Source organism: Psychrobacillus sp. FSL K6-4046, from assembly GCF_038624605.1.
Lineage (GTDB): Bacteria > Bacillota > Bacilli > Bacillales_A > Planococcaceae > Psychrobacillus.
The window spans coordinates 2752119-2772109 of the sequence record NZ_CP152020.1 but is presented as its reverse complement, the minus strand read 5'-3'; the positions used below and the strand labels follow the sequence as shown (position 1 = coordinate 2772109).

General features: G+C 36.8%; 15 protein-coding genes. 14 read left to right on the top strand and 1 reads right to left on the bottom strand.

Translation table 11 applies throughout. The features are described 5' to 3' along the window. Nucleotides 1-392: 392 nt before the first annotated feature. Both MKY09_RS13720 and MKY09_RS13715 read left to right on the top strand, forming a co-directional pair. Nucleotides 393-1262: an NAD(P)-dependent oxidoreductase gene (locus MKY09_RS13720; RefSeq protein ID WP_251556069.1), complete on the top strand. Its 870-nt coding sequence runs from the start codon at nucleotides 393-395 to the stop codon at nucleotides 1260-1262. A 67-nt stretch (nucleotides 1263-1329) separates the two neighbouring features. Continuing rightward, the gene (locus MKY09_RS13715; RefSeq protein ID WP_251556070.1) at nucleotides 1330-2235 is read left to right on the top strand and encodes a chemotaxis protein; all 906 of its coding nucleotides are present in this window, start codon (nucleotides 1330-1332) and stop codon (nucleotides 2233-2235) included. A gap of 180 nt (nucleotides 2236-2415) precedes the next feature. Here the strand turns inward: MKY09_RS13715 and MKY09_RS13710 are convergent, their stop codons facing one another. After that, entirely contained in the window at nucleotides 2416-2883 is a 468-nt protein-coding gene (locus tag MKY09_RS13710) for a YkyB family protein (protein WP_169358898.1), read from the bottom strand. Nucleotides 2884-3086: 203 nt separating this feature from the next. Here MKY09_RS13710 and MKY09_RS13705 point away from each other — a divergent pair, with 203 nt between their 5' ends. The 12 genes from MKY09_RS13705 to MKY09_RS13650 all read left to right on the top strand — a co-directional run bounded on the left by MKY09_RS13705 (nucleotide 3087) and on the right by MKY09_RS13650 (nucleotide 19948). Further along, nucleotides 3087-5120 (top strand): bifunctional diguanylate cyclase/phosphodiesterase, encoded by a 2034-nt coding sequence (locus MKY09_RS13705; RefSeq protein WP_169358899.1) that lies wholly within the window; start codon nucleotides 3087-3089, stop codon nucleotides 5118-5120. Between the two features lie 149 nt (nucleotides 5121-5269). Continuing rightward, nucleotides 5270-6040 carry a 2,4-dienoyl-CoA reductase gene (gene fadH / locus MKY09_RS13700; RefSeq protein ID WP_169358900.1) on the top strand — a complete coding sequence of 257 codons (771 nt, stop codon included), beginning with the start codon at nucleotides 5270-5272 and terminating at the stop codon, nucleotides 6038-6040. A 249-nt stretch (nucleotides 6041-6289) separates the two neighbouring features. After that, on the top strand, nucleotides 6290-6742 hold the full coding sequence (gene cbpB / locus MKY09_RS13695) for a cyclic-di-AMP-binding protein CbpB (protein WP_169358901.1): 453 nt from the start codon (nucleotides 6290-6292) through the stop codon (nucleotides 6740-6742). Between the two features lie 439 nt (nucleotides 6743-7181). Further along, the gene (locus MKY09_RS13690) at nucleotides 7182-8057 is read left to right on the top strand and encodes a LysR family transcriptional regulator (RefSeq protein WP_169358902.1); all 876 of its coding nucleotides are present in this window, start codon (nucleotides 7182-7184) and stop codon (nucleotides 8055-8057) included. 58 nt (nucleotides 8058-8115) lie between these two features. Then, nucleotides 8116-10512 (top strand): hypothetical protein, encoded by a 2397-nt coding sequence (locus tag MKY09_RS13685; RefSeq protein WP_342566885.1) that lies wholly within the window; start codon nucleotides 8116-8118, stop codon nucleotides 10510-10512. Beyond that, the gene (locus MKY09_RS13680) at nucleotides 10512-11441 is read left to right on the top strand and encodes an ABC transporter ATP-binding protein (protein WP_342560452.1); all 930 of its coding nucleotides are present in this window, start codon (nucleotides 10512-10514) and stop codon (nucleotides 11439-11441) included. Before MKY09_RS13685 ends, MKY09_RS13680 begins: the two co-directional genes overlap by 1 nt. A 1-nt stretch (nucleotide 11442) precedes the next feature. After that, nucleotides 11443-12291 (top strand): ABC transporter permease, encoded by an 849-nt coding sequence (locus MKY09_RS13675; RefSeq protein ID WP_340884463.1) that lies wholly within the window; start codon nucleotides 11443-11445, stop codon nucleotides 12289-12291. 12 nt (nucleotides 12292-12303) lie between these two features. Next, on the top strand, nucleotides 12304-13719 hold the full coding sequence (locus MKY09_RS13670; RefSeq protein ID WP_342566884.1) for a hypothetical protein: 1416 nt from the start codon (nucleotides 12304-12306) through the stop codon (nucleotides 13717-13719). A gap of 11 nt (nucleotides 13720-13730) precedes the next feature. Next, a complete protein-coding gene (locus tag MKY09_RS13665; protein WP_169358907.1) occupies nucleotides 13731-14723 on the top strand; it encodes a MoxR family ATPase in 993 nt (330 codons plus the stop codon). Continuing rightward, entirely contained in the window at nucleotides 14720-15595 is an 876-nt protein-coding gene (locus tag MKY09_RS13660; protein ID WP_169358908.1) for a DUF58 domain-containing protein, read from the top strand. The genes MKY09_RS13665 and MKY09_RS13660 overlap by 4 nt, the downstream gene beginning before the upstream one ends. An 11-nt stretch (nucleotides 15596-15606) precedes the next feature. Then, nucleotides 15607-17367 (top strand): BatA and WFA domain-containing protein, encoded by a 1761-nt coding sequence (locus MKY09_RS13655; protein WP_342566883.1) that lies wholly within the window; start codon nucleotides 15607-15609, stop codon nucleotides 17365-17367. After that, nucleotides 17351-19948, top strand: coding sequence for a VWA domain-containing protein (locus tag MKY09_RS13650; RefSeq protein WP_342566882.1), 2598 nt, complete (start codon nucleotides 17351-17353; stop codon nucleotides 19946-19948). The genes MKY09_RS13655 and MKY09_RS13650 overlap by 17 nt, the downstream gene beginning before the upstream one ends. Nucleotides 19949-19991: the final 43 nt, after the last annotated feature.

The following is a 19991-nucleotide window of genomic DNA, read 5'->3' as shown; positions in this document are numbered from 1 at the left end:
GGGCATATTAATAAAGAACACAGCAACATTCTCATTTCCCCCTTTTTAAGGATCATCCACTGGATGGTCCTCTTTTTTTGTCTAAATTTATCATTTGCGTATTAGTTATTGAAATAAATTGCACTTCCCTTTATGAATGGACAGGTTGCTGATCCATTAGAATGATGCAAGGGACAGTTAAGAGACAAAACAGTTGATGATAGTTTATCGTTCGCCCGGATCATCTGCACTTCCGAAAAGTGATATAAAATTTCTCTCTTTTCAATCGTCCCTGCCTTACATCAAAACCAAAATTATGAAATGGATTAATCATTAAAGTGAAATTTTAAATAAATTTGTTTTACTTTTCTGATAAACTGTATTTAATACAAATTATATTGGAGGAGTTATTTATGACGGAGCAACTTAAAATAGGTTTTATTGGCACAGGTGTAATGGGTAAAAGTATAGTTAAGCATTTACTAAAAGCAGGTCATGAGGTTAGTGTATACACAAGAACTAAGGAGAAAGCAGAGGAGTTACTTACTTTAGGAGCAAGGTGGGTATCAAAGCCTAGTGAAGCTGCTAGCAGTGTACAATACCTCTTTACCATGGTTGGCTATCCACACGATGTAGAAGAAGTTTATTTTGGAGAAGAAGGAATATTCTCAATAGAAAACAAAGGGTTAACTGTCATCGATTTAACAACATCCACACCTACTTTAGCAAAAAAAATTGACAATCGCGCTAAGGAGCTAGATATGCAATCCCTAGATGCTCCAGTGTCGGGTGGAGATATAGGTGCTCAATTAGGAAAGCTATCCATTATGTGTGGTGGAGAGAGGGAAACCTTTGACAGTTCTTTATCAGTACTGAAGCTATTTGGTGAGACCATTCTACATGAGGGAACTGCGGGCGCTGGACAACATACTAAAATGTGTAACCAAATAACGATTGCATCTAATATGATAGGAGTCTGTGAGGCACTTACATACGGAAAGAAAGCTGGGTTGGAATTAGAACAAGTATTAAGAGCAATTTCTACTGGTGCTGCTGGTTCTTGGTCATTGAGCAATTTAGCACCTCGAATGATTAAAGGTGATTTAGAGCCGGGATTCTTTATCAAGCATTTTGTTAAAGACATGAAAATTGCTTTGGAGGAATCAGAAAGAATGAATTTGACATTACCTGGGTTAGAGTTAGCGAAGTCATTATATGATCAATTAATAAGTGACGGATATGAGGATAAAGGTACTCAAGCACTAATAAAATTATACGAATAATATAGTAATATTTTACCTCTGTATGATACAATTGGTATAATCGTGAGTGTGGAAAGGAAGATTTTTTGTGAATGACCACAAAGGAATATTACTAGAAAGCGGAACCAATGAATTAGAAATTGTAGAGTTTCAAGTAGGTTCAAATAGATTTGGCATTAATGTGATAAAAGTAAAGGAAATTATTCAACCTATTCCGGTTACTTTTATTCCTCTTGCACATCCGCATGTGGAAGGCATTATTCAATTACGAGGTGATGTTCTACCCGTGATAAATATGAGTAAAGTTTTAGGTTTGCCCATGCAATCTACAAGTGAGCAACAAAAATATGTTGTTGCAGAATTTAATAAACAAAAGGCTGTATTTCACGTAGACAATGTAACTCAAATACATCGTATATCATGGGATCAAATAGAAAAGCCTGGTTCCCTATATCAAGGAGGATCTTCCCACGTAATAGGAGTTATTAAAAGAGACGAAGACATGCTCTTATTATTAGACTTTGAAAGAATTATTGTGGATATAAATCCTGAATCAGGAATGAGTATAGATTCGGTGAAGAAATTAGGCCCAAGAGAAAGATCTAACAAAAAAATTGTAATTGCAGAAGATTCACCTTTGTTAAGGAAATTATTGCATGATACTATGCATGAGGCGGGTTATGTAAACCTCGAGTTCTTTGAGAATGGGAAGGATACTTTAGCATACCTAGAGGGATTAGAGAAAGTCTCTCCAGATGTATCGGAACATGTTCAAATGATTGTAACCGATATTGAGATGCCACAGATGGATGGGCATGCTTTGACAAAATCCATTAAAACCAATAGTAATTTAGCCAAACTGCCAGTAGTCATTTTTTCAAGTCTGATTACAGACGACCTTAGACACAAAGGTGACTTAGTAGGAGCAGAAGATCAAGTGAGTAAACCAGAAATTACTGAACTAGTTTTAAAAATTGATAAATATATACTGTAACAATATATAGAAATTAAAAGAGGGATTCTCAAAGCTAATGCTAGCTATGAGAATCCCTCTCCATAATATTAAATCAAATATACACTACTCAGCGTTAAAATAGGGTTAGGTAACTAGAACATTATAAGGAAGAAGAAATACACTTTTTTGACTGATAAAAGTGTTTGCTTCTACGAAATTTTATCGATCTAGGTAAGATTTCATCTTACTTGGGCGTCTATTGGAAACACGAGCAAACTTCGCAGTACAAGATGTAGAGTGATTAGTGGACTTGCTTTTAGTAGCTTTGGGAGGTCCTATATAATCGGTTAATAATTGTTTAGCCATTCTTATACTCATTTTCCTGATAGGGTTTCTATAAGTATCATCTAAATGACCGAGATGTGGTAATGTTTTAAAATCTTCTTTAACCGGAAGAAGGTGGAAATAATAGTCAGCACACTGAACTAAAACGGAGGATTGCTGTTGGCTATTTCTAGGATTACGCACAAAATGAAGACCAATTTTACTAGCTTTTTTTTCTGTAATCATTTTTTGAATAGCTAATTTTTTCAGCTCATAAAGGGGCTTGTTGTCTATAGCAGTTTTTGCATGTCTATTAACTGTATATATTGCAGTCGCTAACTGCTTGTCTGATTCAGTAGTCATAATAAGTACACTCCTTTCTTTTACTCTTACTATACATACTATCATACCAACTAATGACCTAATTGTGTACACAAATCAAAAAAATATTATATAAAAATATTTATTAGTATTTTTATTAAAAATTACCATTATTTGACGATACAAAAGAGAGTACAGTGTGTTGATTTTTGCAATATGTCTTATACGAGGCTATGGAGGCTAACATGAACAATTACGAACAGCTTAAGATGGATGATTACTTAGCAGATATGATTCATGAACAACCCAACCTGATCACTTGCCTATTGCAAAAAAAGGAAGATGGTTCTCATGTAATTATTTATACAAATAAAAGTGCCAACAAATTTTTAAAAAGTGCGATAAATTTAAATAATTTCACGCAAGAATTATGGATTCAATTAGAACCACTTTTTGTAGAAGAGGCCAAGCAGAAAGTCTACCATAACTTTGACATTATATTAAATGACCAAGTTTATACGTTTGATATTACAATAGCGCCAATGGGAGAAAAAACAAGAGGGATATATGGCTTGTTGATGGTTGATCAAACGGCTAAACCCCATTTTGATCCCTTGCTAGAGGTTCAAGAAAAATATCATTCGTTAATAGAACACAATCTAGACACCATATTAGTTATTGACCAAGAAGGTAAAATTCAATACGCAAATAAAATAATAAATACAGTTTATGGATATAAGTCGAATGAGTTATTAAATATACCATTTGAAACATTTGTAGGAGAAGAATCTCTGTGGAACTTCCGCAATATCATGAGCCATGTAAAGACGGGCAAAGCTACCGAAATGCAGAATTGCTTGATACAACATGAAAAAGGCCATTTTATAAGTACAGATCTAAAAGCAATTCCTATAGTAATTGGTGGAAGTGTAAGTGGACTTCATATAGTTCTGCGAAATACGGTAAGTGATACAGAGGAGCAGGAGCAACTATTCTATCTTGTTTACCATGATCATTTGACGGGCTTATGGAATAGAAGAGCATTAAAAGAACACTTACATGAAAATATTAAAGACGCTCAAAAAACAAATAGTGAAATATCTATTATACGAATTGACCTTGATCGATTTAAATTAATAAATGAATCATTGGGTTATACATATGGTGATGAGTTACTAAAAAAAATTGCAGATCGTTTAAGTTTATATATTGATAAGGCGAGTAATTTATATAGGCAAAGTGGAGATGAATTTGTTTTTTTATTAAAGGGAAAAACAAAGGAAGATACTAGTGCATTTGCGGAAAGTATATTAACGGAACTTGCCAAACCGATTTATTTAGATCATCAAGAGTATTTTGGTACAGCCTCTATAGGAATATCGATGTTCCCTTATGATGGAGAAAAAAGAGATGAGTTATTGTTAAAGGCTGATCAGGCTTTATATGTGGCAAAAGATAGAGGAAGAGCTCATTATCGATATTTTCAGGAACAGATGAATTTATCTTTTCCAAATGCAGCATTGATGGAATCACATTTAAGAAGAGCAATTGAAAAAGACGAGTTGTCTATACATTATCAGCCACAGGTCAATCTATTGACTGGTGAGATAAATTCATTCGAGGCTTTGCTACGTTGGAATAATCGCAAGTTTGGATATGTCTCTCCTATGCAATTTATCCCTCTAGCAGAAAAGTCAGGAATCATATTCAAGCTCGGAGATTGGGTTTTAGATGAGGTTTGTAGACAGTTAAAGCAATGGCAAGATAAGGGCTTCCGAATGGCGAGAGTTGCAGTCAACATTTCACCTCAACAATTTAAACAAGATAATTTTGCTTTTAAGATTAGAGATAAAATTAAAAAATTCAATATACTTGCCTCTTCTTTAGAGGTAGAAATTACAGAAAGTGCGATGACCGACTTGCAGAATACTTTCACTATTCTAAAAGAATTGAAGGATATTGGAGTCGTTATTTCAATTGATGATTTTGGAACCGGTTATTCCTCACTGAGTTATTTAAGAAAGTATCCAATTGACATTATAAAGATAGATCAGTCCTTTATAAAAGACATGGAAACCGACGAAAAAAGCGCTGCTATTGCAACGACGATTATTCGTTTAGCTCATAGCTTAGGCATGGAAGTAATCGCTGAAGGAGTAGAAAAAGATACCCAGGTGGAAATCTTAAAAGCAGCGAACTGTCAAAAAGCTCAAGGATTCTTTTTTAGTCGCCCTATCCCAATAGAGGATATTAACAAATCATATATGAATTATCAATAATCATTGTAGACCCATGAGAGAGCACAAAGGCTTTTCTACGGGTCTTTTTTTATTAGTATAGACTCTATCAAGCCATAGTGCTTTTCTTATAAGGGTATGATAAAATATTGAGTGAATGTTCATTCAATTTTAAAAGGGGTGTGTTTTCATTGTTATTAAAGGGGAAAACGATTATTGTCACTGGTGGTTCTAATGGGATGGGTAAATATATGGCGATGGCTTTCGTAGCCGAAGGGGCAAATGTCGTCATTACTGGTAGGGATAAGGAAAAGCTAGATAATGCAAAATTAGAGATCGCTCAGAATGGGGAACAAGTGGAAGTATTTCAAATGGATGTACGAGATCCTGAGCATGTTGCAGCAATGGTTGAGTTTACGGATAAGGCATTTGGTAGCATCGATGGCCTAGTCAATAACGCAGCAGGCAACTTTATTGTCGAGACTTCGAAGCTTTCGCCAAATGGTTGGAAGGCTGTAATCGATATTGTACTAAACGGTACCTTCTATTGTTCAAATGCTGTAGGTAACTATTGGATAAATAAAGGAACGAAAGGTTCTATTATTAATATGCTTGCAACCTATGCTTGGGGAGCAGGGGCTGGGGTAGCTCATTCTGCTGCCGCAAAAGCAGGCGTGATGTCCTTAACAAGAACACTAGCTGTGGAGTGGGGAAGTAAATACGGTATACGAGTTAATGGAATTGCCCCAGGTCCAATTGAACGCACGGGTGGAGCAGGGAAGCTTTGGGAATCAGAAGAAGCTGCTAAAAGAACAATTCAAGCGGTTCCTCTAAAGCGTTTAGGTAAACCAGAAGAAATAGGCGATCTTGCAACATTCATGATGTCAGACAAAGCTGCTTATATGAATGGAGAAATAGTAACGCTAGACGGTGGACAATGGTTAAATCAATTTCCATTTTAAAATAAATGTTAACTTCATCTGAAAATGATGAATTCCATAAAAAATAATAGCGGGCATGTAAAGTATTGCGCTAAATTCCTCTTATACCGAAACATCTTTAGAGATGTTTGAATAGCGATGTCCTCATTTGAATTTAAAAATAATGAGATGTTGTAAGCGATTTCATAGTTTTTTATTCCTTTCATATGCTATCATAGTTTTATAGGTTGTGTTTTCCAATTAGGAAAACAGACAAAGGAGTAGGATTCAATGATATTTGTAAGTAGTAAGGACTTTTTGCAAATTCCTATTAAGGATTACATTATTTCAGCAGATAAGGTTGCTCATGTGCAATTAGGAAATAATGCAGAACATGCATTGCTTGTGTTAACAAAGACGGGTTATTCTTCAATCCCAGTCCTAGACGTAAAGTATCGTCTGCAAGGACTTGTTAGTACTCAACAAATTACAGATGAAATACTTGGACTTGAACATATTGAATATGAACGATTACCTGATTTAAAGGTTGATCAAATTATGAAAAAGGATATTGCTTCTATTCACGTGAATGAAAAATTTCAAAAAGGTTTAGATCTCTTAGTCAATAACCCATATGTATGTGTTGTAGATGATGAGGGTACTTTTATCGGTATTTTAACGAGAAGAGTTATTTTAAAGCAGATGAAAAAGTATTTATACCAATCCCAGGAACCTCAAGAATGATCTAATATAAATAGCTAAGCATAATAATAAGACACTTACTGGTTGGGTTGAACAGTAAGTGTCTTATTTTGTGGGCAAAATAATTGGAGGTATTTAGATTTCATTCAAATTTCTTAAGTCGCACCCTGTAGCTACGATAAAAAAGAATAAAATACTCGTGTTTGGTTGAAAAAAATTCCCTATTTCTCTTTCCGTACGATTGTTATGACTTTAGAATTAAATTAGATTACTTAATAAAAGAAATAAAGTATACAATTAAGATGACTAAGTACTATACCGATAAAGTAATCTCAATTGTAAGGAGTAAAATGGAATAATTATGACGAGATGAATGAGAGAGATAAGTCCTGCAGTAAGTATAGATACATGCTTGTAAATTCTCCTGTGGAACATGAACCCATTGAAATAGTAACCAAACTTAAAGAAAGAGGGTCAATAAATGAATTCAGATTATCTTATTATCAAAACATTAGCTGAAGAACAAAATATGCGTAAGGCAGCAGAGCGACTTTTTCTTTCTCAACCAGCTTTATCCTTACGTCTGCAAACCATTGAAAAGGAATGGCAAACAAAGTTATTCTTAAGATCTCAAAAGGGTCTAACAGCTACTCCTGAGGGAGAACTTGTTATTGAATTTGCTAACAGTATACTCCAGCAAAGAGAAGAACTTTTTGAGACTTTACAATCTTTAAGCTCTAAGGTGCATGGAACATTAAAAATTGCGTGTGCCTCTATAGTAGGTCAAAATTGGCTCCCAAAGGTGTTAAAGGATTTTGTCCAAACGTATCCAGAGGCTAAGGTTTCTTTGTTAACCGGTTGGAGTTCAGAAATTGTGAAAGCCATTTATGATGGAGAAGCTCAAATAGGCATTGTTCGAGGCCAAACGGATTGGAAAGGGAGCAAAATGCACTTATTTAGAGATACTCTGTATTTAGTAGACAAAGAAATGACCAGCATAGATGATGTGCTAACAACAGAAAAGCCTTTTATCCAATTTAAAAGTGATTCGAACTATTATCAAGAAATTCAGCAGTGGTGGCAGAAACACTTTTCTGTAAACCCGAAGCGTCAAATAATTGTAGATCAAATTGAAACGTGCAAGCAAATGGCTTTAAACGGTATTGGATATGCTATTTTACCTTCCATTACACTGACAGGCCATGAGGATGTAAATAAGATCCCGTTAACTAATAATGAAGAAGAGTTTGAACTTACAAGGGATACTTGGTTAATCGGGTATGACAGCTCATTTGAACTTCCACAAGTTGAGGCATTTGTAAAAATTGTGAATGAGCATGCGAAGAAATTCCACTAAAGGAACTTTTTTGGGTGAGAAACGTACTAAAAGATATAAATAATAGGAGGGAAATAATATGCAGATACGCAAGTTTGCTTTGGCAATCGCAGCACTTTTTATCATTTTTTGTATACAACCATTAGATGCCTTAGCAGCTCCAAGCTTAAAGGTCAAGACTACTCTAGGTTTTGACGGAAAGGCAAAGTATGGAGAGGGCCTTCCTATAACCATCACTGTAGAAAATTCAGGTGATGCTTTTTCAGGGGATATCGTGCTTGATATGTTCGAATCCTATAGTTTAGGGAATGGGCAGGCAATTCCATTTGAAATTGGTGCTAACGAAACAAAGACAGTTCAAATTGCCTCTTCGGGGTTAAGTGACGATTATTTATACTCTAACTCCAATATTCAGCTTGTACATTTTTATGAAGGCGGCTGGAAAAAAGGAAAATCCATTGAATATAAAGGCTCCAAGAATTTAAAGGCAAATTTTATGGACCCATCCTCGACCTTTTATTTGACAATGACTAACAGTGCCGACCGTTTAACTGTTTTAAATGGTTTAAAGCAATCGAATAGTCAGGTAATCCATTTGAGTCAACTAAGTGATTTCAGCTATCCTACTGAAGGTATAGCATGGCAAATGGCAGATTACATATTCATAGATGAATATGTTTTAGCTGACCTATCTAATAGTCAGCAACAGGCTTTAGTTGATTATGTTAGTTCAGGGGGATATATCCTTGCTGGGGCCTCCGATAATACGTCCGCAGAACTTGGATTATTAGCAGAACACTTACCGTTCAATTTGCAATCGACCACAAAAAGTCTTTCACCTGAAACTGTTAGCTCTATTACTGGAGAAAAGTTATTAACAAATGATTTAACAGTTTATGAAGCAACTCTAACTGAAGGTGCACAGCCTTTGATCAATTTAGATGGTACATTACTTGCTGGTCAAAAAAAGTTGGGCAAAGGTGCAATTATACAAACAAGCTTTTCTTTAGGTGATGCGCCTCTAGCAAAAGACGAAGCGTATCCAGAGTTAATGAAAAAAATTCTGAACCCTTTAAAAACGCAGGCTACTAACTATATGTATGGATATAACGTGAAGGATCAATTAGTACATGAAATTGGTAATACGAATTCACTTTTTGCTTCTTTTAAAGTCTCAACTCCTTTGATGATAGGAATTGTAATTGTTTATATGCTTTTAGTGGGACCTTTACTGTACTTTATATTGAAAAGAAAAGATAAAAGAGAATACGCTTGGGGAATTATTCCGCTTCTTGCTATTATAACTTCTGCTGCCATATTTGGTTATGGAGCAAAGGATCGCATTGCCAGACCACAAGTTCAGCAATCTTCATTTTTATATGTAAATGAAGATAGCAGCCTTAGTGGGTACTATGCGGAATCTATTTTGAGTAATAAAGGTGGAGAATTTGCTTTTACGTCTCCAACTAGTACTTCTATGGTAGCAAGTCGAGAATACAACTCCTTTACAGGCGATGTAGTTAATATTCATGAAAACGTAATACTTGAAAAGAGTGCTTCAAGCTCAGAACTAACCTACCGCGACCTTGGTTATTGGTCCGTTTCTTCATTTTATGGAGAAACATTTATTCCAGATATAGGTAAAATAGATTCGGATCTTCGAGTAGAGGCAAGTAAACTATCAGGTACTATAACGAATAGCTTCCCTTTTACCCTTAAAGAAGTTTCTATATGGTCGGGTTCCAAGATAATAAAACTGGGAGATTTAGAACCTGGTGAACAAATGGCTGTAAATAAGGATATAGGATCCATTATGCTAAGTCCAACCTCCAACCCTTATATTAATAGTGGGGGCAGCTATGGCCAAAATGCTGGAAATCAAGACGATTTAATAACTCAACGTAAAAAGTCACTGTATGCAACAAGTAAAACTATTGAGCAACAGACAACCAAACCTGCTATTACTGCATTTGTAGAAGATAATGTAATACCAATCGAGCTTAAAGATAAAAAGGTAGAAATGTCTGCACTTCATTTATTAATACAACCATTTGAGGCAGAGACAATTATATCAGGAGATTTTACACTTCCTTCCACTAGCTTTACGGTTAATGTTGAAACAAATGCATACGGAAAATACATGGAGCCAATGGAGAATAGTAACTTTGAGTGGTATTTAGATGACGGAGAATATATTACGTCATGGAAGCTACCAGAAACTTTATCAGTAGAAGGCGTGACTTATACACAATTGCAAATTGCGAATACGGATCGCAACTCACAAACGATCGAGCTATGGAATAATAAATCCGAAACATATGAACCAGTTGATGAAAGCAGATTTACGATAAAAGAAAATATTTCCGATTATATTAACCAAGAGGGAGTAATTATATATAAATTGACGAAGGATTCTATAGACGGAAATTCTTATACACGACTTCCAGAGGTTCGGATGAAAGGGGAGGTTAAGTAATGATCGAGATTAAGGGATTAACCAAAAAGTATGGCTCTTTTTATGCTTTAAATGATTTAAATTTAACCTTACAAGAGGGAACTGTTTTTGGATTTGTCGGGGCAAATGGTGCCGGCAAATCTACGACTTTCTCTATTTTAGCTACATTGTTGCAGCCTACCTCCGGTGAAGCGTTCGTCAATGGAAATAGTGTTAAGACGGAGCCTCATGAGGTAAGAAAACAAATCGGCTACATGCCTGACTTTTTTGGTGTCTATGATCAACTGAAGGCAAATGAGTATTTAGACTTCTATGGAGCTTCTTACGGTATTCCAGAAGCAGAGAGGGCTGTTTTAATACCCCAGTTATTAGAATTAGTGAATCTAACACATAAACGATATGAATATGTAGATCTCCTTTCTCGTGGGATGAAACAACGTTTGTGCTTAGCAAGGGCATTGATCCATGATCCAAAGGTATTGATATTAGATGAACCAGCATCTGGCCTAGATCCACGTGCACGTATTGAAATGAGAGATATATTAAGACAGTTGAAGGAAATGGGAAAAACTATTCTAATTTCTTCTCATATTTTACCGGAGCTAGCTGAAATGTGTGACGAAATTGGAGTGATAGATGGAGGTAAACTGATTGCGCACGGTTCTGTTCAGGAAATTCAAGCACAGCTTGCTGGCGAGAGACATATAACCGTTAAAGTAAAAGGTTTACTTGAAAATGTAGCAACCTTCTTTGAAGAGGATCCTTTTGCTTCTAAAGTAGAGAGCGACCCTGTGAGAAACGTTATTACGTTTAACTATAGGGGAACGGAAGAAGATCAGATTAATTTACTTAAAAAAGCAGTAGAGCAACACCTAAAAATTATATCTTTTGCAGAAACAGAAACAGATTTAGAAGATGTATTTATGGAAATTACGAAGGGGGCGAAGTAAGTTGAAACAAGCTTTAAATAATCCAGTACTTATCAAAGAGATAAAACTTCGCTTTCGCTCTCTGAAAAGCTTCACAGGTATTTTGTTTTATCTTATTGCCATGTCTATTTTTGTGTTTGGTTTTATACTATTAACAACATCTTTTACAGGCACAGGATATTTTAGACCAGAAGAAAGCTTCTTTATGTTTGTGATGCTTACCTATATTCAGCTCGGTCTTATTCTTTTCATCACACCTGGTCTAACAGCTGGAGCAATTAGCTCAGAGCGTGAGAAACAAACCTTGAATATATTGTTAACAACGTCTCAAACTTCTTTTCAAATTATTATAGGAAAGCTTTCTTCATCCATTGCTTTCTTATTGTTATTGTTAGTGGCAGGCTTACCTGTATATAGCTTTGTGTTCCTTTTTGGTGGGGTATCACCAGGACAGCTTGGGCTAATCTTTTTATTCTTTTTCTTAACCATGATGGCAATTGGCGGTATAGGCATTATGTATTCCACAATTATTAGGAAGACGATTGTTTCTATGATTGCTACCTACGGGACAATGATTTTTTTAGCTGGGGTAACTGGATTTATTTATCTAGTCCTTACTGGTATGAACAGTATGGCTACGGGAGCACTTGCAACTACTCCTCAGCCAATAGCTCATTTTTTTGCAACGATTAATCCGGTTGTCCTTATGTTAAATTTAACAATGTCCAGTTCGGAGAGCTTTATCGGCCAAACAACGAATATAGATTTTCCGATATGGGCGGGATATGCTATTTTTTACGTTTTACTAACGGTTCTAACAATCTTTATAGCAGTCAAAAAGTTACGAGTTAATATGAAAAAATCTAAGTGAGGAGGATTGTAAATGGAGGACAGAAACAGATTGATTCAGTGGATTAAAAAAGCTAGATATAGCCTAGCAATTGAGCACTATTTTAAAATGCTCCAAGGAGCACTATTTTACGCATTTCTTTCTGTTGCTGTGATTTTACTAATTTCTCGCTTATTTGTCTTACCATATTACACAATTTATGCCTGGTCATTAGCCATTATTGTTTTTGTCACTTTATTAGGATGGGCATTTTGGAAAAGGCCGAAGAAAGAAATTGCTCTTCAACAGTTAGATGCATATTTCCCAGATAATGTTCTAATGACTGCCGTGTCATTTATGCACAATAAAAACCCCCTCGCTCAAGGTATTTTGCGCAAAGCTGAAACTAGTGGGGGAGCAGCTTTTGAGGCATTTAAAAAAAGAAAAAAGAATTATTTTGAAGTAAAATGGATGGTCGGGTTAGTCATGTCATGTGCGGCGATTCTTTTGTTATACACGTTTCCCGCGACTACTCAATTAGAAGCAAAAGATATTGAACAAGAAAAACAAATAATAAGTGATATAAAGAAGGAAGTAGAGAAACTAGAGAAAAAAGATTTATCTAAAGCAGTAAAAAAGGATTTAGAGGAATTAAGGGAATCATTGAAGGATACAGAACTTGCTGAAGAAGCATTGAAAGAACTTATAAAAAAACAAAAGGAGCTTGCTCTTAAGGAACAAAAACTAGAAGAAAAGAAAAATATGGCTAACTCAGATGGATCAGAGGGAGCCTCTTTAAACGAAGCGGAGTTAAAAGAGCTTGCTTCCTTAAAGGAGTCTAATAGCGCATTGGCAAAAAGTTCAGCATCTGCTCACTCTACTCTAAGTAAAATGGGGAAAAAGCTTCCATTTTCCTCGAACAATATAGCACAAGGTAATACAAATTCAAATAATAACAGTAACAATAACCAGCAAGGCCAAGGACAGCAAGGTCAAGGCCAACAAGGTCAAGGACAGCAAGGCCAAGGCCAAGGACAGCAAGGCCAAGGCCAGGGGCAAGGTCAAGGCCAGGGGCAAGGTCAAGGTCAAGGCCAAGGACAGGGTCAAGGTCAGGGTCAAGGTCAAGGCCAAGGCCAAGGCCAAGGCCAAGGGCAGGGTCAAGGTCAAGGCCAAGGTTCAGGAGGACAAGGCGCTGGTAAGGGTTCTGGAGGAAGGGACCTCCTTTCTATTCCATCTAGAATAGGTGGTACTGGAGATACGAGTGTAGACAGTGGAAGCCTTGGCGAGGGTGACTCTTCTAGTGAAGAGCCAGCAGAAGCACCGACAACTAGAGGTACGGTTAAATCATACGAGGAAGTCATCAATGAATACACGGACTCCTATTTAAAGAGTTCGGAAAGAATGCAGCTCCCTTCTGATTTACAGAGGATTGTTCAGGATTATTTCTCATCCGTAGAAAATAACGATTAATGGAGGAAACTATGGAGTTAACAACTGAAGACTATATCAATATGAGTAAACGTTTAGAAACAGTTCGCCAGGAAATAGGTCAATTTATTGTTGGACAAAAAGAGGCAGTAGAATTTTCTATTTATTGTGTTTTAGCAGATGGTCATGCACTTTTAGAGGGATTGCCAGGACTTGGGAAGACTATGCTTATCCGTACAGTTTCTGAAGTACTTGACCTTTCCTTTTCACGTATTCAGTTCACCCCTGACCTCATGCCATCTGATATTACGGGGACTAGTATGATCGAACGATTAGAGAGCGGAAAACAACAATTTAGTTTTCAAAAAGGACCTATATTCAGTCAGATGGTTTTAGCAGATGAAATAAATCGTGCAACTCCTAAAACTCAAAGTGCCCTCTTAGAGGCGATGGGAGAGAAGACTGTTACGGTCCTCGGAGACACCAAGAAGATGGATCGACCATTTTTTGTATTAGCAACACAGAATCCAATTGAAATGGAAGGGACTTATCCATTGCCAGAAGCACAAATGGATCGATTTTTATGTAAGATAATTGTTTCCTATCCAACTAAAGATGAGTTAATAGAAATTACAAAGAGAACTACGGGAAGCCAAGATATTCGTTTGAACAAAGTAATGAATGCAGAAGATCTGATTATTGCTCAACAAATGGTTAAGGAAGTATTGATTGCGGATGACATGTTAGAGTATGCAGTTGATCTTATTGCAGCTACTCACCCGGAATCTTCTGTCGTCCCAGAAGTTCAGCAATATGTTCAATATGGGAGCGGCCCTCGTGGTTTGCAAAGCCTTATTAAACTAGCAAAAGCAAGAGCCTTGGTTTCAGGACGTTATCACGTTTCGATAGCTGATATTAAAACCGTAGTAAAGCCTGTACTAAGACATCGTTTGTTGCTTAACTATGAGGGGGAAGCAGAAGGTAAAAGTACGGATGACTTAATTGAAATTATTTTACAAACAGTGAAGCAAGGACAAAGTGTATGAGTAAGGATTACTTGATCCCAAAAGATTGGACTGGAAAGCTAAGTCGATTGTCTATAGCAACCAAATCTAAACTACGTGGACAGCATAAAGGGTCTCATCGCTCCCAAAGATTCGGTGCTTCTCTAGACTTCTCAGATTTCAGGGAATACACGCCTGGAGATGATGTTCGTCAAATTGACTGGAATGTTTATGCTAGAACAGATAAGTATTTTATCAAACGTTTTTTAGATGAACAGGAAATGAGAGTACATATTCTACTTGACTCCTCAAAATCGATGGGAGAAAAAGTAAAATGGAATTTTGCTAGGCAATTAGCAGCTTCCCTAGGTATCCTTGTACTTCAAAGAGATGATCGACTTACCTTTTCCATGGTTTCAAATGAAAAAGTTCCTCCTTTCAGAAGAAAAGGGGCAACCTACCGTAAAGCGTTTGCACAAGTAATAACCGATTTGAATCCGCCGTCTATGGTAGACTCCTTTGCTAAAAATGCAATCTCCTTTCTGCCGAAAGACAGTACTGTATTATTCCTTATTACGGATTGCTTGGAGGACATAGAGCATTTAAGAACTCTTATACAAAAACTACCTCGCTTTGCGGGTGATATACGACTGTTACAAATTGTTACGAATGAGGAGTTAACCCCTTCTTTTTCTGGTGATATGCAGTTGGAGGATGTAGAAACCGCTCAACAATTAAATATATCTATGTCTTCCAGAGTAATAGATTCTTACAATGAGGAAAGAAAGCTGCATCAACTTGCTTTAGAAAAGTTATGTAGTAAATTCGGTATCAAACTAATACAGGTCAATGCAGATGAGGGCATTTCTCATGTCCTATTTCATCAACTACTAAGAGCAAATTGGGTGCAGTGAGGTGAGTACATTTGGGTTTTAGTCAATTACCATATTTATGGACAGCAATATTTCCAGTAGTTGTTCTCCTTTATTATTTCTTCCGAAAAAAATATAAGAAGCAATCCGTTTCATCTACGCTTTTTTGGGAGGAAGTAATGAAAGAAACGAGGGCCTCTCCTTATTTACAGCACCTTCAAAAAAATGCCTTATTTTATCTTCAGATGTTAGCGATGATTTTACTTGTTCTTGCACTGATTCAGCCTTATTGGAAAAAAGAAGCACTTGCAGGAGAGCAGGTTATCTTTGTCGTAGATACATCCGCTAGTATCGAAGTAAATATTAATAATACGAATTTATTTGACCTTCATAAACAAGAAATGCTTGATATGATTGAGCAGTTATCTGGTAAGCCGTTCACCCTTATTACTACAGGAAATGAACCAACTGCTGTATTAAAACAAGAAACAAATATAAATCATATAAAAAATGAAATAAATAAATTAGAAGTGACATATGAGGATGAGGCCTTTTCCAAAACACTAGATTTTGCTCAATCTTTTTTTCAAACGAAAGATACTTCGGTTTATGTATTCACAGACAAGCTTGATCAACAGACACTACCCCTACACTATGAAAATGTCAGCTGGAATGTTATTGGACAGCCAGCGGAAGTGGATAATATATCCATTAAACGTTTTGGGGCTACAAAGATGAAAAACGGAACTTCAGCATTGGTCCAAATTGACAATCAAACGAACGAAGAACAAAATGCTTCTTTAACCGTATCAAATGGAGAGAAGGATATTATAAAAGAGGCGGTTATTTTGCCACCTAGAGAAACGGTGACTCTTTCTTTTAATGAGTTGGAGGAGGCAAGCTTTCTTAAAGCTACTATTGATGTTTCTGATGATTATCTCCTAGATAATGAAATGGTTGTATTTATGCAAGACCAGCTTTCTAAGATTTACATAGATAGCTCGCTACATACATTGGTTCGTACGGCATTTCAATCACTAGGGATTGAAATGAGCAGTATACCATCGGAGCAGGTAAGCTTAGTAAAAGAAGAAGGTATACTCGCTACCAATCAGTTTGGTTTGATAGATCAAATGGAAAGACCAGCCTTATTTATTGGAAGAAATGATGTGACGCCAATCGAAGTGAACGGTAATGTTCAAACTGTGGAGCACCCGTTATTTTCTTTTGCTGATTTATCGGATATTTATGTGAGCAGTGTATACCCAGGAGTAGAAGGCTATTCTACAATTGCAACGGTCGATAATAAGCCCTTTATACAGGTATCAACCAAAGGCGATGTAGTCGTGCTTTCCGATATACAAATGACTGATTGGCCATTAAGTCCTTCCTTCCCATTATTTATGTGGAGCGTAAAAGAACAGCTATCCAATAGTAATCTATATTTAGGAACATTTACTCCAAATGAAAGAAAACCTCAATCGTTAGGCAGTACGACGAACGAATGGGAAATATATACGATGGAGGATTCCTATTTATATTCTATTGAAAATGGAGGAGCCTTTATGGCACCAAGAGAGCCCGGTGTGTATGTTATACGTTCAGGTGAAAAAGAAAAATACTTTACGGTAGCATTATCACAAAAAGAAAAAGAAATTTCCAAAGGAGCTTCTTATTCCATTGGGGCTCAGAAAACAGATAAGCAATCCGAGAATCATGAACAATTTTCGCTAGTTCCATTTCTAATTGTTTTATTGCTCTTGTTGTTTGTTATCGAGTGGGAGGTGCAAAGACGTCGTGGATTTACGAGTTGATCAACCACTATTGCTATTAATATCACTACCTATTCTTATTTATTTTATATGGATATGGAATAAAGACAGAAAGCACTGGAAGAAGGAAGGTCTTGTAGTTTTCTTTATCCGCCTGCTTGCTATTTTTTGTTTAATACTTGGTCTTACGAATCCGTATCTATTAATGCCGATCAAAGAGGAACAGGTAGTTTTCCTTATTGATCGTTCTGCTTCCGTTCAAGGTACGGAACAACAGGTTTCTGAGTGGATTGAAAAAAGCTTAGATGCTCAAACAGACAAACATCTAGTTGGAGTTTATTCTTTCGCTGAGAATTTTCAGTCAGAGATAGCATTAACGAATGAGGATATAAAGCTTCCAGTATTCAGCCCAATGGATTTACCTGGTAATACAGATATAGCTAAAGCGTTGCAATTATCTACTGGAATAATTGATCCCAACAAAGCTACACGAATTGTTCTCTTTACCGATGGAATTGAAACTAGTGGCTCGGTGGCAGACGAACTCATGAAAATGACAGGTAGTAATGTAACTGTTGATGTGGTGGAGCTTGAGAGAATATCATCAGAGGATGTAGCTATTACTACATTTGAGACACCACCTGTAGCCTTTGAAGGAGAACAACAGCAGCTAAATGTGGAATTAGAGGCTACTAAGGCAACTAATGCAGAGCTATTACTTTATCAAAACGATGAATTATTATCTAGAGAACAAGTATCCTTGGAACAGGGCTCCAATAGTTTTACATTCCGTAACACGTCTAAGGGTGAAGGTCTGTTGAAATATGACGTACAGGTGATCGTTCAAGGGGATGCTTTAATCGAGAACAATAAGCTTACGAGTGTTACGAATGTAGAGAGCTCTCCAAGACTGCTGATTGTCACTAATGAGGATGCTACAACTAATATTACTCAAGTAATTGACCAAGAGGCAATTACTACAGATGTTATCTCTGCTAGTTCCTTGCCATATGATTTATCAAATTATCTAGCCTATGATGCAATTATTTTCGACAACGTTCCAGGGCATCTTGTTGGAGAGCAAAAAATGAACGTCATCGAACAGGCAGTCAAAAATTTCGGTACTGGATTTATGATGGTTGGCGGACAAAATAGCTTTGGACTCGGGGGATATTTTAAAACACCTATAGAAAAGTTATTACCCGTTGAGATGGAAGTGAAAGGGAAGCAACAATTGCCTTCATTAGGACTTATTATAGTGATGGATAGGTCAGGAAGTATGGCTGGCTCTAAAATGGAATATGCAAAGGAGGCAGCTGCACGTTCGGTAGAAATGCTAAGAGACGATGATCATTTAGGCTTCATAGCCTTTGATGATAAACCATGGCAGATCATTGAGACAGAGCCACTCACAGACAGGGAAGACGCGGTTGAAAAGATCCTTTCTGTAGGCGCAGGGGGAGGAACTGAAATATATTCAAGCCTTGCGCAAGCATACGAGCAGTTACAACCATTGAAGCTACAGCGAAAACATATTATCTTACTGACAGATGGCCAATCAAGCTCGTCTAATGATTATCAAACTTTAATAGAAGATGGAAAAGAGAACAATATAACTGTTTCTACTGTAGCGGTTGGTCAGGATGCAGACCGTGCTTTATTAGAAAGCCTTGCAGAAATGGGGGGCGGAACATTTTATGAAGTACAGGATGAATCTACCATTCCAGCGATTATGTCTACTGAAACGGCAATCATCTCCAGAACCTATATAGAGGATAATCCGTTCTACCCGACTATTTATGGAGACCCGACATGGTCTAGTTTGTTTGTGGAAGGAGTTCCGCAGATGAACGCATATATTGCAACCACTGCAAAACAAACTGCGAATGTTATTGCACAAAGTGAGAAGGAAGATCCCGTTTTAGCTGAATGGATGTATGGTTTAGGAAGAACACTTGCCTTTACTTCTGATTCTACCGGTGCCTGGAGTGGAGATTTTGCTCGTTGGAATAATTGGGGAGATTTTTGGAACACAGCAGTCTCTAGGATGCTTCCATCCTATAGTGAAGTGCCATATACGATTCAAAAAGCAAGTGATGGAAGCTATACCGTAACAGATCCATCTGGAAAATCATCCTTTATAGAAGTGGCAGCGGTCAATGAAAAAGGGGAAGAGCTAGAAGTAAGTTCAGAGCCATTGGCGCCTGGAAAATCACGTGTCACGGTTGAGAGCGAGCCAGGACTTGTATTTTTCCGAGTTTCCAATGAACAGGACGCTGTCTATCAAGCTGGAATATCAATTCCTTATAGTGAAGAATATAAGGTCCAACAGCCAGATGTCCAAAAACTACAGCTTATAACAAATAGAACTGGTGGAGAACTTTTAAGTGAACCAGCAGAGGCGTTCCGAGATATGGATGTCACTAGCTCCGAAAAACAGCCTATTAGACAGATATTAATATTAATTGCGATAATCCTTTTCTTTATCGATATAACAATCAGGAGATTTGGATTTAAACAGCTAATTTTACCATTTAAGAAACCTAAAAAAGCAATTACCCCTTCCACTACAACAAAGTCCAGTAATATGGAAAAGCTAGTGAGAGAAAAGAAAAAACGATAAAATGTAAAAGCGCAACAGAGGCTTGTTTCCTCTGTTGCGCTTT

Excerpts from the sequence above, each read along its gene's own strand:
- MKY09_RS13685 (WP_342566885.1), top strand. The coding sequence starts at position 8,116 with ATGCAGATACGCAAGTTTGCTTTGGCAATCGCAGCACTTTTTATCATT.
- MKY09_RS13680 (WP_342560452.1), top strand. The coding sequence starts at position 10,512 with ATGATCGAGATTAAGGGATTAACCAAAAAGTATGGCTCTTTTTATGCT.
- MKY09_RS13665 (WP_169358907.1), top strand. The coding sequence starts at position 13,731 with ATGGAGTTAACAACTGAAGACTATATCAATATGAGTAAACGTTTAGAA.
- MKY09_RS13690 (WP_169358902.1), top strand. The coding sequence starts at position 7,182 with ATGAATTCAGATTATCTTATTATCAAAACATTAGCTGAAGAACAAAAT.
- cbpB (WP_169358901.1), top strand. The coding sequence starts at position 6,290 with ATGATATTTGTAAGTAGTAAGGACTTTTTGCAAATTCCTATTAAGGAT.
- MKY09_RS13660 (WP_169358908.1), top strand. The coding sequence starts at position 14,720 with ATGAGTAAGGATTACTTGATCCCAAAAGATTGGACTGGAAAGCTAAGT.
- MKY09_RS13705 (WP_169358899.1), top strand. The coding sequence starts at position 3,087 with ATGAACAATTACGAACAGCTTAAGATGGATGATTACTTAGCAGATATG.
- MKY09_RS13710 (WP_169358898.1), bottom strand. The coding sequence starts at position 2,883 with ATGACTACTGAATCAGACAAGCAGTTAGCGACTGCAATATATACAGTT.
- MKY09_RS13670 (WP_342566884.1), top strand. The coding sequence starts at position 12,304 with ATGGAGGACAGAAACAGATTGATTCAGTGGATTAAAAAAGCTAGATAT.
- MKY09_RS13720 (WP_251556069.1), top strand. The coding sequence starts at position 393 with ATGACGGAGCAACTTAAAATAGGTTTTATTGGCACAGGTGTAATGGGT.